Source organism: Streptomyces caeni (genome assembly GCF_042678285.1).
GTDB lineage: Bacteria > Actinomycetota > Actinomycetes > Streptomycetales > Streptomycetaceae > Streptomyces > Streptomyces caeni.
This window is the reverse complement of the sequence record NZ_JBHUDX010000062.1, coordinates 38874-55498: the sequence shown is the minus strand read 5'-3', so window position 1 is coordinate 55498 and position 16625 is coordinate 38874. Positions and strand designations below refer to the sequence as shown.

The 16625-nt window shown below is 66.1% G+C and carries 14 protein-coding genes; 3 read left to right on the top strand and 11 right to left on the bottom strand.

What is annotated here, in order from left to right; all coding sequences use genetic code 11:
• Both ACFSL4_RS22360 and ACFSL4_RS22355 read left to right on the top strand, forming a co-directional pair.
• Positions 1–238, top strand: a 238-nt coding sequence (locus ACFSL4_RS22360; protein ID WP_381085708.1) for a DUF397 domain-containing protein, incomplete at its 5' end; no start/stop codon positions are given.
• A 684-nt stretch (positions 239–922) separates the two neighbouring features.
• Positions 923–1780 carry a hypothetical protein gene (locus ACFSL4_RS22355; protein ID WP_381085705.1) on the top strand — a complete coding sequence of 286 codons (858 nt, stop codon included), beginning with the start codon at positions 923–925 and terminating at the stop codon, positions 1778–1780.
• 344 nt (positions 1781–2124) lie between these two features.
• On the opposite strand, the gene ACFSL4_RS22350 is transcribed toward ACFSL4_RS22355, so the two are convergent.
• The 11 genes from ACFSL4_RS22350 to ACFSL4_RS22300 all read right to left on the bottom strand — a co-directional run bounded on the left by ACFSL4_RS22350 (position 2125) and on the right by ACFSL4_RS22300 (position 15210).
• On the bottom strand, positions 2125–3072 hold the full coding sequence (locus ACFSL4_RS22350) for a JmjC domain-containing protein (protein ID WP_381085702.1): 948 nt from the start codon (positions 3070–3072) through the stop codon (positions 2125–2127).
• A 37-nt stretch (positions 3073–3109) separates the two neighbouring features.
• Positions 3110–4477, bottom strand: a complete 1368-nt coding sequence (locus ACFSL4_RS22345; protein ID WP_381085699.1) for a hypothetical protein — start codon at positions 4475–4477, stop codon at positions 3110–3112.
• Between the two features lie 3 nt (positions 4478–4480).
• Positions 4481–5698, bottom strand: coding sequence for an ATP-grasp domain-containing protein (locus ACFSL4_RS22340; protein WP_381085696.1), 1218 nt, complete (start codon positions 5696–5698; stop codon positions 4481–4483).
• Positions 5699–5789: 91 nt separating this feature from the next.
• Complete coding sequence (locus ACFSL4_RS22335; protein ID WP_381085693.1) at positions 5790–7043, bottom strand: ATP-grasp domain-containing protein; 1254 nt, start codon at positions 7041–7043, stop codon at positions 5790–5792.
• Positions 7044–7079: 36 nt separating this feature from the next.
• The gene (locus ACFSL4_RS22330; RefSeq protein WP_381085691.1) at positions 7080–7358 is read right to left on the bottom strand and encodes a hypothetical protein; all 279 of its coding nucleotides are present in this window, start codon (positions 7356–7358) and stop codon (positions 7080–7082) included.
• A gap of 929 nt (positions 7359–8287) precedes the next feature.
• Positions 8288–9541, bottom strand: coding sequence for an ATP-grasp domain-containing protein (locus tag ACFSL4_RS22325; protein ID WP_381085688.1), 1254 nt, complete (start codon positions 9539–9541; stop codon positions 8288–8290).
• 230 nt (positions 9542–9771) lie between these two features.
• Positions 9772–10788: a beta/alpha barrel domain-containing protein gene (locus ACFSL4_RS22320; RefSeq protein WP_381085686.1), complete on the bottom strand. Its 1017-nt coding sequence runs from the start codon at positions 10786–10788 to the stop codon at positions 9772–9774.
• Positions 10789–11128: 340 nt separating this feature from the next.
• A complete protein-coding gene (locus ACFSL4_RS22315; RefSeq protein ID WP_381085683.1) occupies positions 11129–11779 on the bottom strand; it encodes a cyclase family protein in 651 nt (216 codons plus the stop codon).
• 74 nt (positions 11780–11853) lie between these two features.
• Complete coding sequence (locus ACFSL4_RS22310) at positions 11854–12741, bottom strand: TauD/TfdA family dioxygenase (RefSeq protein WP_381085680.1); 888 nt, start codon at positions 12739–12741, stop codon at positions 11854–11856.
• Between the two features lie 87 nt (positions 12742–12828).
• Positions 12829–14748, bottom strand: a complete 1920-nt coding sequence (locus ACFSL4_RS22305) for a methylaspartate mutase subunit E (RefSeq protein WP_381085677.1) — start codon at positions 14746–14748, stop codon at positions 12829–12831.
• A gap of 294 nt (positions 14749–15042) precedes the next feature.
• Entirely contained in the window at positions 15043–15210 is a 168-nt protein-coding gene (locus ACFSL4_RS22300) for an MbtH family NRPS accessory protein (RefSeq protein ID WP_381085674.1), read from the bottom strand.
• A gap of 349 nt (positions 15211–15559) precedes the next feature.
• Between ACFSL4_RS22300 and ACFSL4_RS22295 the strand changes: the two genes are divergently transcribed.
• Positions 15560–16480, top strand: coding sequence for a phytanoyl-CoA dioxygenase family protein (locus tag ACFSL4_RS22295; RefSeq protein WP_381085671.1), 921 nt, complete (start codon positions 15560–15562; stop codon positions 16478–16480).
• The last annotated feature ends 145 nt before the right edge of the window (positions 16481–16625 follow it).

The window sequence follows — 16625 nt, the reverse complement described above, 5'->3', positions numbered from 1 at the left end:
TGCGACTGGGCACAACCGGTACAACATCGGAGTAACTATGCTGATTCGGCAAGGCGCGCTGACGAAGTGGACCAAGTCCTCATACTCAGCAGTGAACGGTGACTGCGTAGAAGTCAAGGCACGAGGAAACAGCACGATCGCGGTCCGCGATTCGAAGGCACCTCAGCGCCCTGCCCTTGGCTTCACCGCGGAGACATGGTCGGCGTTCATCCTCGACGTAAGTCGTGGGCAGGACTGACCGAACCACGCCGACCACGTCACACCGCAGCCAGAGTCAAGCCCTCTCGACTGGTCCGCCGTCCTGGCCGAGAGGGCTGGTTGCTGCCCGGTCGCTCTCGAAGTCCTCGATGAGGCGGCGGGTCTTCAGCGCCACCGGCGCTGGTCATCCCCAGGACTCGCCCGCACAGCGGCAGGTTCCTGCGGGCATGGTTCTCGGCCTCGGCTCGTTCTTTCGCGACAGCCGAAGATGCAGCCAGATTGGTGCGGTCGGGAGCGAGGTCACACAGCACGCGAGCCGCGTCCTGCACCGGCAACACCCCGACAGGATGCAGTTCCGCTCCTCTCCACACGTGCGACGTGCCCTGCCGTGTGGTGACGATGACGGTGCCTTGAGGGCTCGACCGTAACCAGGTGCCTTCGTCGAGCGCCGACGGGTCGTCGGCGTTGTCGAGAACGAGGGCCCATGGTCGGGGCGAGATGTCCAGGCAGCCCCAGGCGAGGTCGCAGGCGGCGCGCTGACCCGCGTGTGCGGAGACCGACTCGGTCTGCTCCGCTTAGCGATCAGCTGCCACGGCGAGCATCCCGGCGGCGGGGCGCGGCCATCGATCCGCCTGTCGGCTTGGCGTGCGCGATCACTGAACTTCGGACAGAGCCGAGCGGAACACCTCTCCCAATCTGATGCTCCGTCAGCTAGACCGGACCCATGACAGACGACGCGACGCACACAGACGAAACCCGCAGCCACCTGTACGCCGAACTGGCCGCCGTCGGCCCCTATGGAGCCGACCTCGGACACGCCCTCATCACCATGGTCGAGCCGCACCTCGGCCGGGAGCGCGAGTACAATCGCTGGTACGAAGACGACCACTACATCGCCGGCGCGATGGCCATGCCGTGGATGTACGCCGGACGCCGGTGGGTCGCCACACGGGACCTGCAGCTCCTGCGCTACCCCGAGAAGTCTGCCCTCGCGCAGCCGGTGACCGCGGGATGCTACATATCCGTCTACTGGATGACCGCCGGCCGCTATGCAGACCACATGCGGTGGACCGTCAGCATCAACAAGCGCCTCAACCGCGACCACCGCGTCTTCCAGGACCGTACACACATCTTCACGGCTTTCCAGGACCACGCGGGGACCGTCTACCGCGACGGCGACCGAGGCCCGCGCGACATCCACGCCCTCGACCACCCCTACGCCGGGCTCGTCGTCCAGGTCATCGACGCCGACTCCCCCGGCAGGCGTGGGGAACTGCTCGCGTGGCTGCGCGACGACCACCTTCCGAAACGGCTGGCGGGCTCCCCTGCGGCCATGGTGACCGTCTTCACTCCGACGCCGCTGCCCCTGGACCGGATGACCTACGTCAAACAGGTCGAGGGGGTCCGGACCCGACTGACCCTGCTGTGGTTCCTCCAGCACGATCCCCGAGACCACTGGCGGGAGCACTTCACGGACCTGGACACGGCAGTGGCGGCTTCGGGACTGGGCTGCGTGCAATTCGTCGCACCGTTCATCCCCACCGTGCCCGGGACGGACCGTTACGTGGACGAGCTGCGGTGAGCCTTCGGGCGACTGTCGCCGCCAGAAGCCGTCACGCCGGCACTGACCCGTGACCGGTCCACACGCCGGGCACAACTGGCCGGGGCACTTCCACCTCGAACCAGCGCCTGGCGTCGTCGAACGCCACGATCCCCGCCGGCCGCTACGGCGAGCCCGCCGAATTCGGCGCCGCCGCCCTTCTGCGCAGCGCCCAGGCGTCCGGTCACAGCGCATGCCGGCCGCGGGCAGTGATGACCGAGGACCGGCCACGGCACCACCTGGCGGCATGGACACCCCCGCTTCTCGGGACCGCCGTCTGCGAGGTTCCCGGCGCCCACCCGGACCCGGTCGGCGCCGGCGCCGTTTCAGGCCACCTCGGCCTGGACCCGGTCTGCTGCCGGCTCGTCCAGCGCGGCGGCCAGTTCGTTCAGCCCGGGGCTGGTGTGGGAGGTCACGTCGGCGAGCATCGCCGTCCGCGCGAGGGCGACGACGTCGTGAGGCGAGAGCGCCGACAGCCGGTCCTTCAGATGCGCCAGCATGCCGGCCGCCCGGGCCAGGAGCGCGTCGTCGTCGACCGGCCGCGACTCGATGCGGTATCCCTCCAGCAGAGCCTGCTGCAGCGCCTCATACAGGTGGACACCGCCCACTTCCCTGACAGCCAGCGACAGGTGAACGGACAACCCGCGCTCCCCCGTGGCGTAGTGCGCGAACCCACGGGGGACATAAAGAACCTCGCCGGTCCGCAGCACCTCGGACAACAGCGGCAGCCCGTCGTCCTCGGTGAGGCCGGGGATCCAGTCCTCGTCGGTGGGTCCGGCGTGGACGCGCCAGTTCTTGCTGCCGTTGAGCTGGACGACGAAGACGTCCGCATCGTCCCGGTGGACACGCAGACCCTGACGGCCGGGTGGGGTGATGATCAGGGCCGCGTCGGCCCTGAGACCCAGCTCGGAGGTCAGGGCACTGGTGAGGGACGCCGTCGCGGCATGCCACTGCTCGAGGCCACGCAGCACGAGTGTGCCGCCGTCGCGGACCAGGTCCCGGATCTTGCCGCCGTCCGCGAAGTCGTGGTGCACGGTCCCGTTGAAGGTACGCGAACTGCAGTACGCCTCCGGCGTGATGACCTTGTCCGCGCGTTGGACCCCGACATACCCCGCTTGCAACGCGCCGAACGCGAGCACGTCGTCGATGTCGGCCACGGTCAACGGCGGCTCGAAGGCCACCTCGGGACGCAGGATCGCCGGGGTACGCCGCCAGATGTTGGCCCGGAAATCGGCGACGTCGCCGACGAGGCCGGCCAGCTTGGAGACAGACATTTGCTCCTCGTTTCTACGGACAGAGCGGATGGACGCCTCATCGGTCATCGAAGGTGAACAGACCGGTGATCGAGGATTTCGGATTGCCGGCGAAGTTGATCACCGCGCCACCGCCGAAAGGCGCAGTCCGAACGTGCCCGCCGTTGTAGCCATTTTCCGAGAAGAACACGCCCCACGCCGGCACGACGTGCTCCAGGCGGCCGCTGTCGGGGTCGACAAAAGGTTCGGGGGTGGGATTCACACGGTACTGGAGGAGGAACGGCCCGCCGGCGCTGCGGCGCAGTAATTTCTCCCAGACATCCCTTTCGGTCTCCCAGCCCGCCACGACACCCATTCCCGATAAACCCGCACCCGGCTTGAGAATCAGATTCTGCTGATTTTCGACCGAGAAGCTCATGAGATCGACTCGCTCATCGTTGAACCGGGTCCAGCCGTCACGCACGAGTCGCGTCCATGGCAGCAACCGATCGATCAGTTCCCGCTCCGCCCCGGAGAATGACTGCCGGTACTCGCCGTCGGACAACAGGGCCAGAGTCGCTTTATCGTCGAAGAGGTCGCTCTGGAGCGGGGTGTGCAGCACGACCTGACCTTGCTCGTGCGCCCGGCAGATCATTTCATTTGCCGCCTGCCCGTGCGCGTCGTCGACGATCTGGTTGAGGTTGTAATACCGCAACACGAGATCGAGCGGCTTGCCGTCGAGATGGATGCGCCCGTTCTTCCGCTTCAACTGGCCGAGTTCTCCGAGTGCAAGCTCTATGCCATATCCCGCCACCGAGCTCTGCATGGAGCGAAAACCATCCCCATAGCCCTCGAGCGCCCCGTCCGCCTCGATGAGGGCGATGACGGGCTCGCGGCTTCCCGATACCCTCGCGGCCGCATCGCGGAACTGCCCCGCCCTTATCGCCATGATGTCGGTGTATGCGAGATTGAATTCTCTCGCGAACTCGGCGAACGGTTCCGCCGCCATCAAGGCACGGCACAACTCAACTATGTCCGCGCCACCGCTGAACCCTGTGTTCACGTTGAACTCGAGAAGCTTGAAGTCCGTCCCGTCCCGATACAGGTCCGCACGTCCGGCGCGCGGCGGCTCGACATCACGCAGCCGGCTGATCAGCGCCGCGCGATGCTCCGTGATTCCTATGGAGGCGCAGAACCTGCCGAGGTCGCCGTCGAACAACCGGTCAGGCAAGGAGACAACGATGTCGAAAAGGCTCTTGACATCGGCACCCAGGGCATCCATCGACTTCCGGTCGGCGAAGATCGGTCTCGGCAGATGCCTGCCTTTCCACGATCTTTGGAACGATGGCGGCAGGTGACTGGTCAACATCACCGACCGCAACCGCTGATCGGCGTGACACCGCCTCATATATTCGCTCGTGACATGATTCATCGTCATGTTCTCCACCGTTCACTCCGGGGTGATTGACACACTGATCCCGCTCTTGACCTCAGCGAGCCGGTCAACGACCTCACGTGAGTCCCTGCCGCAGACGGTCGCGATCGCGACGGCGTCCACGGACTGCGTGGACGGCTTGACGAGGTCACCCGGGCGGTAAGGCGTCGTGAGCTCAAGCAGCCAGTCGGCCTGCGGAAGCGCGTCGTACCCGCGCCAGCGGCCCAGCAAGGGCGGGTAGATCATGGACCAGCCGGTGGCCGCCTGGTCCCTGCGCGCCTGAGTGCCGCCGTGCGGTACGTCACGCCCGACCTGGGGCAGGACGCTGGCCAACAGCAGCGAGATCCCGTGGCGATACTGGAACGCGGCCTTCACTCCGGCGCCGCCGGGGCGGCCGGCCAGCTCGCAGAACACCGGCCGGCCGTGGTCATCGAGGAACGCCTCGAGGTGCGCGGCGCCGCTGAACCACGGGATGCACCTGAGTACGGCACGGTTGAATCCTTGCAAGAGCTCGAGGTCCGGACCGTCGTCGAGGGTGTGGGACCGGATCTGCCCGTCCAGCGGAAAATCTTCGTGCGAGTCCAGATACTGCGAGACGGAGACAGCGACCGCCACGCCGTTGCTGACCACGCTGTCGATGTGGAACTGGCGACCCGCGATGAACTCCTCGGCCTCATACCGGTCGAAACCGGTGAGTCGCCGCCGCTGCAAGGCGATCAGCTCGTCATGGTCACGGACGATGTGCACATCGACGGAACCGGCGCCGGCCACCGGCTTGATCACAATGCGGCCGAACTTGTCGAGCAGCTCCGCCGCCTGGAGGGGTTCGGAAATCTCCATGAACTCCGGAACCCGGATTCCCCGCGCCGAGAAGTGGCGCTTCATCGCCACCTTGTCACGGAGCAGCAGCGTGTGCTCCGTGCCCATGCCGCCGGCGCCGAGGGCGTCGCGCAGACGCGCCGCCGCCAGCAGCATCCGCTCATGGGTCGCCACCACCCAGTCGAATCCGGCGCCGCCGACCAGTTCGGACAGCGACGCCGTGAACTCCACGCGGTCGTCGATGTCCACAGGGATGCAGCGGCTCACCTGGCCGGGAGTCACCCGAGCGATATCACAGGGTCGTGCGAGCAGCGTGATGTCGAATTCGTCCGGATGCAGGAAGGGGCTGCCATCACGATGGCAATAAGTTTCGTAACCAACGTGACTCACGAAAGCTACCCGTTGGCGAGTCATTCCTCCTCCACCTTCACGGCGCGATGGATATCGATTGCGGTACACCTGTTTTGACATCACTGGCCCGGTGCGGACGAGGACTTCATCGAGATCAGCGGACCGGTTCAATCACGAGTTCCACGGTGTCGCGGACCGTGGCAAGCCGCTGGACCAGTTCCTCGCGGTTCGGCGCGGACACACTCACCATGACCGGAATGGTCCGTATGCTGTCCGTCGTCGGCACCAGGTCGCCCGTCCGGTAGCTCACCACCAGCTTGTCAACGCCCGGTAGCCGCTCGACCGTGTCCAGCCCGCGGATCTCCACCAGACGACCGGCCGGCCCGTCGTTGCGAATGGCGTTGGCACCGCAGAAGCTGTCGAACCTCACCGGTGCGCTCGCGATCTTCGGTGCCTCGCCGAGCCGACAGGCCAGGGTCTGGCGGTGCGGGTCCAGATCGCTGTGCGCGAGAAATGCGTCGATCATGGGGTAGGCGGGCAGACGAGCGCCCACTTCAATGAGGTACGCGTCGCCGGCCGAAATCTTGATCTCGGTGTGACTGGGGCCGATACGCACACCGAACGCGTCGAGCACCTCCCGGACGTAGTCGGTGGCGGTCTGCCAGTCGGGGTCGTCCGGGGAGATCTGCGCCCACTCCCAGTAGGGGAATGAATAGTCCCGGCTGTCGGGCTGCCGGTACTCCCAGACGTCCACGACGTGGTGGAGGCCGTCGTGCGAGAAGGCGTTCACGCCTAGCTCGCGGCCACGCACGTACTGCTCGACCAGCCACGCCTCCACCGGCTGTCCGAAGTGGTCCGTCCGGTGCAGGGCCGAGAGGTCCTCGGCATCCTGGGGCCGGCTCAGCAGCCGGACGCCGTGCGACCCGCCGCCGGTCGTCGGCTTGACGAAAGCGGGGAAGCCCACCTGACGCGTGGCACCGGCGATCTCGGACACGTCCTCGACCTGCACATACCGGGGAATGCGAACCCCCGCGAGCGCGGCGGTCTCCCGCATCACGGACTTGTCCCGGCGGGCGAGGGCGCGCCGCGCGCCGTTGCCGGGCAGGGCGAACTCCTCGGCCAGAGTGTCTGCCTTGTCCACAGACGCGTCGGACGTGGGCACCACCGCACGGATGTCGGCGCCCAGCTCGGCGAGTCGCGCCCGGATCTCGCCGAGTTCCGCGGCGTAGATGCTGACCGTGTCACCCACCGCGTGGTCGGGCCACCGGGTTCGGACGTGCCCGGGAGGCATTGTGTAAACGGAGATCACGGCCATTCCACGCTCGTCCACCTGGGGTTTGAAACCGGTGTTCGGCCCAAAGGGATCCATCAGCACGACGGCAGGTGTTCCGCTCAGTGACCTGGTCATGAGGCTCCTTGTAGCTTCTCGTGCAATGCCGAGGGGTCAGGGGTGCCGGTGCCGGTGTCGGTTCACATCGAGGCGACCAATTTCTTCTCGGAGGAGTGCAGAAGCAGGGGGGTGGATGAACACCACCGGTCCGGCGGACCCCTGGCAGTCGACGATCGCCGAGTCGTCCGGTCCCACGTCAGCCGGAGACGAGACCTTGCCCACGAAATGGCCCGCCGGCTCGTGCTGGAACAGGCCGTGCCATATTCCGTCGACGACACAAAACCCGTTCTCGCGAAAATATTCGATCTGGCTCTGGCCGAGGATGCTTCCCATGGGCCCCTTTTACACACTGGCCTCGCGGTTCCGTGAAGTTGGCCCTCCCATTCGTACACGTCGCCGTCGCATGCCCGCAAGACATGCCTCGCCGTTCGGGGAGGCAGTTGAGCCATTCATTGCCCAACTATTCTGCCGGTCTTCTGCCGCCGGCGGACTTCGTGATTCCCGTGCCGCACGTCGCACCGGAATGCTTCGCATCGACTTGACCGACGAGGTGAGTGCCGCGGCGGGTCGGACCTCGCGGACCTGTCTGATTCCGAGGGCGACTGCGACAGGGCGATGGCGGTCGGCTACAAGACGTTCTCGCGACTCCCCGACGACGAATGGGGACTGATCCTGGACTTCGGCCGGCACGCCGACGTACCTGGCGTGGCGCTCGTCGGCGATCTGCCCGTCGATCCGATCCTGCCGCCGACCCCGTCGAACGGCAGCCCGTGCACCGGCAAGCCGAGTCACGTGGCGGAAGGGGGTGCTGCTCGGGCTCGCAGTGCTGGGTGGACCCGTCTTTTTCAGGACGGAGAAGGACGGGACGGCCGGATCGTGCACGACATCATCCCGACCGGAACCGGGGCGAAGACCCACGGTGCAGGCGCTGCGTTGCGGCCGCGGCGCGCTCCACCGCGCTGCGGCCTCTCGGCCGTGGTCCTGCCGGACGTGTCCGCGGGGAAGAGCTCCGGCCCTCCTCGGCCTCCGACGGCGACGCCCGGTGCCACCGCGGCCCGGTCGGCAGGCTAGGGGGTGTTTCGAAAGTCCTGTGCGGTGCCCGCGGTGTCCGGTGCGTGCTCTCGGCGTGCCGGACGAAAGCCCTCGTACTGGACGTACTCGGGGTTTCGGCCGGTGCGGCGAGTGGGGGTGCCCCCTGCTCGAAGAGCCTGGGGGAGCGTGCCGGACACCGCGGGTGCTGTGCGGGACTTTCGAAACACCCCCTAGGCCGAGTCGGGCGCGATCTCCAGGCGGAGCCTCTCTCGCGCCATGGCGAGGGTGCGGAGCACGGTCACTCTGTCCGGGCCGTGCACCGAGGCGCTGACCGGGAGACGCAGGTTGTCACGGGTGATCGGCACGTGGTCCCCGGGCCGGAACCCCACTTCCACATCTGCGACGCCAGGCAGGCTGCTCAGCTCGTCCAGCCCGTGTATGGCCACCAGCGTGCCGGGGGTGTCGTCGTTGCGGATGACAACGGAGCCGAGCACGGACCTGAACCCGTGGTCCCCGTCGATCACATGCGGACGGCGGCCGAGGTAGCACTCCACGGCGTCGTGGAACGGCCGCAGGTCGGAGTGCCTCGTCCACATCTCCACTGCGGGCCCGCCCGAGAACCGGGCTGCGAGCTCGATCAGGTAGACGTCGTCTCCGTCGCCACCGCATTTGACCTCGATGTGGCTGGGCCCCCGACGAATGCCGAACGCGTCGAGCGTCTGCCGGACGAACTTCTCCACCCGGACGTAGTCGGGATGATCGCCGCCGATCTGGATGATGTCCCACAGGGGGAAGTCGTAGTCGCGGTCGTCGGGCCGCCGGTACTCCCAGATGTCGACCAGTCGGTGCGCGTCGTCGGCGCTGTAGAAATTCACCGCGTACTCGCGCCCGCGTATGTAGCGCTCCACCAACCATTCGGTGACCGGCCGGCCGAGCATGTCCACTGTCACCACCTTGTTCGGCTCGTCCAGAGCCGCCGCGTCACCGATGACCGAGACACCGTAGGACCCCGTTGCCATCGTCTGCTTCACGATGACGGGAAAACCGATGTCCCGGGCAGCCTCGGCGACCTCTTTGACGGAGTGGACCAGCCGGAACTCCGGAACCCGGACCCCCGCCCGCGCGGCCCTGGCCCGCATCGCGGCCTTGTTGCGCCGCGCCAGGCCCAAAGTGGGGTCGTTCCCGGGCAGGCCGAGCCGCGCCGCGATCTCGTCGCCCACGTGGAGGCTCGTCCCGTTGGCGGGGACGACTGCTCGCAGGTCGAACTCGGCTGCACGGATCTGCCGGATGGCGTCGTCGACGTCGCTGGCTTTCAGCCACCTCTCGCCGTTGGGTTCGGTGGGGGGCTTCGCGCCTCTGGAGAGACCCGTGAACAGAGAAACCACGCCGAAACCAAGATCGCGTATGGCGTTCTTGTAATCGCGCCCGGTCCCGGTGACGGTAGGAGGGTCGATCAGCAGAATCACTGGGTCTCTCGGTTCCAAGGAGACTCCTCTTGGTCAGGCGTGCGAACGGTCAGGGGCGGGCGAGGACGAGCAGTCGCGCTCGCGAGGTCACCGACGTACGAAGCAACGAGAACCAGTGCCCCGGCAGGCGACGTCTGCCCGTCGAGGAGCGGCGTCGTGGCGGCACCGCCCGCGCGAGCGCGGCCGGGCGTGGGGGAGCGCGCTCTTTGCGTGCCGGCGGGCACCGCACAGGACTTTCGAAACACCCCCTAGCGCGCGTCCATCGCGCTCGCGGTTTCCATCACCATGTCCTCTGCGGGATTCACCCGGTCGATATCGGCGACTGCGTCCATCAACTCGAACACGTCGACATTCGCGATCCGGGCACACTTGCTGATCAGCGGAAAGAAACTGGAGTGCATTCCAGTGACACCACCGACAAGCTGATACGTGCGGTCGTCATGCAGCCGCTCCAACGGGCGGACGACGGACTCGCTCAGCTCCCCAAGAGCCCGGAAGTCGTATCTGCCGCGATCGCCCAGAGCGTAGAGGGTCGCCGCAAACGCCTCGGTAACGGTGTTCCCTGCTCCCCGACCGATACCGTCGAGCGTCGTATCGACGAACTGTGCTCCGCTCGTCGCCGCCGCCAGCGAGTTGGCATTGGCCAGGCTCAGGTTGTCGTGCCCGTGGAAGCCCAGCGGGATCATCACCGACTGACCGACCTTCTCGAACAGCTCAGTGACATCCGACGGCAGGTAACCACCCACCGAGTCGACGAGGTAGACAGCGTCAGCACCGTACTCCACGCACTGCCGGACCGCGTCCGTGACACCGTCGACACCGAGCACGTTCGTCTTCATCAGATTGGCGAACGCCCTGATCCCGAGATCCTTGGCGAGGGCGATGAAAGCCTCGGCCGACGCGACGTCGGAGATGTTCACACCGACCCGGACGAACCGCATACCGGACGCCACCGCCCGCCTGAGGTGATCCAGCTCGGCGATTCCAGGGATACAGAACATCCCCCAACTCGCGCTCGACAGCACCTCGGACGCGATACGGAAACACCGCGCGTCGGAAACACGAGTGGGATGCCCCGTGCGCTCGGCGGCGTTGAGCCCCAATCCGTGACCCAGCTCGATGAACCGGATACCTGATCCCTCGAGACCGCCCAGGACGCTCCTGATCGCACCCTCGGTGAACTGGAAGTCCACGGCATAACTACCGTCGCGCAGGGTGCAGTCCAAAATTTCCACTGCGAATGGTCGCTGGTCCTCGGCGGCCACCGGCGATGTCTCTGACATTGAACACCTCAAGCAGACAAGTATCAGGAAAACGCTGCCTCGACACTAACCGAGAAGCGCACATCAGCCAGCGGCAGAAGCCCGGCAGAAGAGCGCACATTGAACGGGCTCAACTGCCTCCCCAGGCAGTGAGTTTCAATTCAGCCGAGGCCAACACCGCGCAATCTGCCCTTGCGGCCGTGCTCATCAAGGACTGACACATCACCGCCCGCCGTCAGCAGCCCCGGTGGCCTGCCGACGGCGGGTACAACCCCCGCAAGACCAGTGCGGCGCCGCACCAGGAACAGCCCTCAGCCGTGGTGAAGCAAGGAGGTTCTGCCTCTCAGGCCAGCACGGCCAGTGCCCGTGCGGGCGCCCCGTCGCCTCCGCAGACGTTGAGCACACCGACGAACAACGTGCACCACTGGCCCGAGATCTCCCGCAGCACGAGGTTCTCCACGATCGGCGTGCCGGCACCCAGCAGTGTGCGGTGCACATCGTAGGAGAAGTTCGGCGGACGCATGCTCATCGGCAGATCAGGGCTGAGGGTGTCCATGCCGATGAGCCGAAGTCCGGTGGCCACAGCCCATTCGGCCGCGTCGACCGCGAGGTACGGATGTCTGTCCACATAGGCCGGTTCCGTGTAGCGGTCGTCCCAGCCGGTGCGGATCAGCAGCGCGTCACCGGGTTCGAGGTCAACGGCGGCCTTCAGGTCGTCCGCCGTGATCGGATCGGGACCATCCCGCAGTACCTCAAGGCAGTACGCCCGGCCGACCAGCGCCGACAGCGGCAACCGGTCGACCGTGGCACCGTCCTCGACGAAGTGCGACGGGGCGTCCAGGTGGGTGCCGATATGGGTCGGCACATCCAGTCGCATGACCCGCATCCGGTGTTCCGCCCATGTACTGGTGGGCGTGAACCGGGGGGCCGGGACCGTGCGCGCGTGCGGCATCCCCGGTTCCAGCGGGCGTGAGAGATCAACGGTACGTGGCATGCGGTGCCCCCTCCTTCGACTTGACGGACGTGCTCGGCGGTTCGGACTCCCGCAGCACAAAGGCCGGCCTCGGTTCAATGGGCTCGTGCATCGCCCTGTACCCCGTAGATCCGACGCAGCCTGCGGCTGGCGGTGGACTCTTGGAACGGTCGGCGGCCGTGGAGCATCCGCCGGTTGTCCCACAGCAGGCCGACGCCGCGTTCGAGGAGCACGTCCGCCGCGCTTTCCGCCGCGGAAGAAGAGACCTTGTCGAATTCGTCCAAGGCCGCAAGAAGCCCGGGCGGCACCGGCGTGTCCTCGGCGGCAAACCCCTGTTCAATGTACATGCGGACGTAACGCAGGTCGTAGCCGTTGCCTGTGTGCGTGAACACGGGCTGCCGTTTGACTTTGACTCCCGCCGTCTGGCCCTTCACGTCGAATGGTACGGGTTGACTCAGTTCGTCGACGTGCGCCGGGTTGATCTCGGCAAGCTGCTGAACCAGGCTGTTGACGTCCATCAGCAGCGTCTCCCCACCAGTCGCCGCGGACAGACCGAACAGAAATGCAACGTCGGGTAGTTCCGGCAGCAAGGTGCCGTCGGTGTGATAGCCACCCGCTTTGCTCGAATTCGAGTAGTGACTGGTCTCCGCGGCCCCGGACTTGACCTCGACGGGATAGATGAGTTCGCCGGAGCTGTACTGCGGGACCGGGTGGAAGAGCGCCGTGAAGAAGTTCCAGTAGAGGGTGGAGATGTCGTGGTCGTCGAGTCCTTCCGGGGCGACGCGTACGACGACGCCGCCCGAGTCCCCGCGGATGGCTGCCAATATTTCGTCACCCAGCGTCGAGATCTCCGGGTCAGCCGTCCGGAACGTCTCTGTCGGCCATTTGTCCAGTGGAGTGTCCGCGGCTACGCTCCGTGCCAACAGCGCTGAGGCCGCCGTGTTGGGGATCGTGAATTCCGGGAGCTTCAATTCATTTGCCATCTTGACTGTCCATTTCTGAGACGAGATGAGGTACGAGAGTGTCCGTCGCGATCGCCTCGGCCAAGAGTTCCCGCGGGTGGATATCGTTCACCCATCGAGCGGCCACTTCTGATAATGACCCGACGGTATGCGCAGCACGTCACGTTCGACGAGCTGCCAGTCGCTTCGCACGGGTGGTTCCTCGGTCCTGCGACGTTCGCTCATCCGGCTCCGGTGGAATTCGATCACGTCGGAGCTGAACCTGAGCCGGCCGGTGTTCAGGTAACGCACCGCGCCCCGGACGTCCCGGGCCGTCAGCACCTCGCCACGGTTGTAGACGCTGGGCGAGAAGGGAACGTCCAGGTAGCCGAGAGCGAATGCCTTCATCACGCCGTCCGTGAGGCTGCCGCCGCCGGCGACCAGAACGCTCTCGAGGATCTGATCCACCTCCGCCCGGAGGATGGTGGCCTCCTCGCGAACCGCTCGCTCGTCCACCTCGATGCTGTTCGCCTCGCTCGCGCCCAGCCGGCTCAGGCGCAGCCCCTCCTGGTTGTCGGACACCGACGGAATGGTGGTTGCCTCGACCGGTGTCTTGACGATCAGCCGTGAAGCCCCCGACAGCCGGCCGGTGGCGGCCGAGGCCACGATCAACTGCTTCGCCCGCGCCCGCTCTTGTGGAAACGCGGCCATGTGCTGGTGGAACACGATGTTGACCTGAACTCCTGGATATCCCAGGCCTGCCAAGTACTTCTGGCCCAGTTCGCGCAGGACCCTGATCGCCGCGATGTCCTGGGATCGATTGCCTTGTTCGGCGTATCCGAGTGAAACCGAGCCAACACCCTGATTGGCCGCCAGCATCGCCTCGATCACATTGACGACGATCGCCAGACTCGGTGGGATCAGGACCGCGGTGAGGGTGCCGAAGAACTCACGGTCGATCACCACGCCGAAATTCTCCCGGTAGAGGCCGACCAGTCGGTCGACGTACTGCCACCTTCTGAGCGACTGGGCCAGCGAGTAGTCCTTGAAGTAAGGAATGTTGTACGTAATGGCGCCACCCTCGTAGCCGGTGACGCCGCCGGCACTCGAGATCTCGGCGAGGAGTCGTGGGTCGCGTGTACTGTGGCGGGTTTGCAGCGGCGTCCGCACCTCTGAGATCATCTGCCGGAGGACGTCGACCCCGTGATTCACCATGGGGAATCCGTTGAGCCTGGAGGCACCGCGTTCCCGGCTCTCCGCGATCGCGTCGCCGGCCTTCTGGTAGTCGTTGTTCCTGGTGAGAGAATCGATCTGGTAGGAAAGGACGTCCGCGCCGGCCCGACGCAGAGCCATGAATGCCGTGCGCTGCTCGGCGGCGAGCGCCACGCCTGAACGCGGCTGCACCAGGAACGGTGGTTTTGCCCGGCGCCGCGGTGAGTGCGCGTGAGCGAACGACGGTTGCCGGTGGAGAAACGCCGCGTTGTCCGCCAAGTCCCTCGCCCGCGCGCCGGTTGGCCACGATTCCAGAACCGCGGGTCGCTGCCGCTGCAATTCGGCCACGGTGAGCCGCTGGTCGGGCGGCGCCGTGTCCGTCTGGGTGGGCCAGGGGGAGGCAGTGGGTCTGCCGCGTATCGCGGGTCCCCTGGTCAGGAGGTCCTCGGCCAGGACCGAGAGAACGGTCGGAATGTCGACATACGTCGGGAAGACCCGCCGAAAGCCCAGGCGGCGCGCCTCACCGCGTATTCGTTCGGAACTGCCCACATCGAGGTTGCCGCCGGCATACCAGATCGCATCGATGTCGGGATACCTGAGCATCAGGTCGGGAAACGCCTTCAGATAGTGGCACAGATGGCCGTCCATACACGAGATCATCACAACATCAGCGCCGGCCGCATGCCTGAAGAAGTCGTCGAGGTTGTTCTGCGTGCCCAGGAAGTCGACCACGTGGCCTGCCTCGCTGATGGCGTGTTTCAGCAGGGTCAGACCGACCGAATGAGCGTCGGCGCCGATGCCGCCCAGCACGATCGATCTTGGCGTCGGCAATCTCATGGTTCTTATCCGTTACCTTTCGGCAGTGCGTGAGCGGCGGCAATCACCGCACCTGAGCAGTACCGGCGTGACACGTTCGCTCGACGGCAGGTGCAGTGCAGTGATCCCAATTCGGGATCGCGTCGGCACTGAGCTCCCCGGACACCGGTGCCACGCGGCGCAGTCCGTCGCAGCGACACGGCTGCGGCGAAAACGCACACCGACCCGGACCGGATACTCGTGACACGACCGGTCATTCACCGGCGGCACCATGATGGCGGCGAGGAATCAGGGGCCGCATATGGGGTCCACCCATCACAGAGGTGCGCGAGACGATTCGTGCCTGGTCCTCGATTCACCGATCGTGCACCATTCCGCTGGAGGGTTGTGATCGGTCTGCGGCCAGATCGAGTACTGCCTCTCGTGGTTGATGACCACGACGTATTCGGACTCTTCTGAACGGACCGCCGGCGAGGTGCGCACGCCCCCGATTGTCAGTCGGAGCTCATACTGCAGTTCCACGAGGCGCTGCGGAAGATCCGCGAGGCTGTCTCGGCGACGCAGGAAAACGCAACCATAGGCGGTGGCTTCGACATTGAATACCTCAAGCGGGGAGTATGGGCAAGCGTTGTATCGACACTAGCCAAGAAGTGCACATCCGCCAGCGGCAGAAACCCGGCAGAAACCCGGCAGAAGAGCGCACGTCGAGTGGCCCAACTGCCTCTGTGGACGGCTAGGCACGCCTTGCAGCAGGTGACGGTGACGTGTACGAATTGGAGCGCAAGATTCTGCGGGAGCCAAATGGTCACTGACTGTACGGAAGGGGTATTCGATGGGCGGCATCCTCAGCCAGAGCCAGGTCGATTTCTACCGTGAGAACGGGTTTTGCGTCGTGGCCGGGATATTCGACACCGAGCTGGTCGAGAAGGCGCGATCCGTCGTCGACGGCCTGCTTTCCTCCGCCGACCTGACCAGTGTGGCCGAGGCGGAGCCGGAGGACGGCACCAAGGCTCGCCGCATCTGGGCTCCGACCTCGCGGGACGAGATCTTCGCCGGCATCGCGGAGGACACCCGGCTCCTCGACGCGGTGGAGCAGCTGATCGGCCCCGACATCGTGCTGCAGTACTCGAAGCTCAACGTGAAGGCGCCGCACGTGGGCAGCCCCGTCGAGTGGCACCAGGACTTCGCGTTCTACCCGCACACGAACACCGGCCTGGTCGCCTCGCTGATCTATCTCGACGACGCGACCCGGGAGAATGCCTGTTTGCGGGTCGTTCCCGGCTCGCACCGGCACGGCCTGTTCCAGCACGAGTCGGCGGGCCATTTCGTGGGTAAGGTCCCGTCGCCGGCCGACGTGGGTCTGGATGAGTCGGCGATCGTCGACTGCCAGGGGTCAGCGGGATCGGTGGTGTTCATCCACCCCCTGCTTCTGCACTCCTCCGAGAAGAACCTCTCGGACATGTACCGCCGCGTCTTCATCCCGGCCTACCGGGCGGCCGACGCCCTTCCCGTCTACTACGGACCGCACGCCGCGCACAACGAGCCGACAGCGAAGCTCGTGCGCGGCAGTGCGGCCAGGACCGTCCGCAGCGAGGCCGGCCTGTGGCGGCTCCCGATCGCGGCGGCGGAGTTCAACTCCCTGTACCAGGTTCAGGAAGGTTCCCACGTCGGCGACGGCACGAAGTCGTCGACCGGATACTTTTCGCACGAGGAGGGCGTGAAGGACACCTCGGGCGCCAGCGCCTCGATGTGAGCCGACGTCGGCTGCCGATGACGGGACCTGCCGGGGCAGTCGCGCTGCGGCGTCGGGCACGCCGCAGGAGCCGCCGGGACGCATCCGCGATGCGGGAGACCTCCGCGAACGCAACGAGCTCCTGTCGCTCTTTCAGCGACATCCT